General features: G+C 48.6%; 1 protein-coding gene. It reads right to left on the bottom strand.

Annotated features, from left to right (window positions below; genetic code table 11):
• Positions 1 to 681: restriction endonuclease subunit S (locus H6A15_RS10215; RefSeq protein ID WP_204673646.1), on the bottom strand; the 681-nt coding region annotated here is incomplete at both ends.

The following is a 681-nucleotide window of genomic DNA, read 5'->3' as shown; positions in this document are numbered from 1 at the left end:
AAATGATTATTTGGCTGCATAGGTAGCTCTATTTGCGAGACGTCGATTTCACCAGACATTAGCTTAGGTAACAGAGTATCTCGCAGCTCTTCGAGCATTTTCGACTCGTATTCATTATGCGCAATGGCAGCAAACAAGCTGTCTAACTGCGGTTTTATCTCCTCAATCTCATCTTTAGTGGGCATTGGTATTTCAAGCTGTTCCAAATCCGAACTCTTAATGGATGGATATGCCGATGTGCTCTGCTCGGCAACACTCTGAAGCTTTGCCGTAATCGATGGCCGAGTCAGCGCAAGATAGATGAAAGGGCCACCAACGCCCACAGAATCGCGAGCAACCGTGAAACCAGTAGAGACGAGCATGTTGCTTGGTGGGTTGCACACCAGCCCGTAGTGAAGTTGGTTTGGACGAACGGTCGAGTAAATGACATCGCCATCCTCCACCTTGCGTCTTGCTCTGCTGGGCAGTTTTTCTGTTGCGGTATCAATGACCATTGGTTTATCGAAATGGTTGCGCGTAACCGAACCTGTATCGACATAGGCCACAACCGGCCATTTCTCTTTCGGTGAATACGTCGATGGATTGAACGAGGCAAAACGCGACAACGGTGTTGGTTCACCTTCAGCCGTGAGGAGCCAGTCTTCGAAAACGCCTTCGGCTATCGCAGCCAAATAATCATTT

This window comes from Enorma phocaeensis (genome assembly GCF_016901575.1).
GTDB lineage: Bacteria > Actinomycetota > Coriobacteriia > Coriobacteriales > Coriobacteriaceae > Limicola > Limicola phocaeensis_A.
This window is presented reverse-complemented; position numbering and strand designations above follow the sequence as displayed.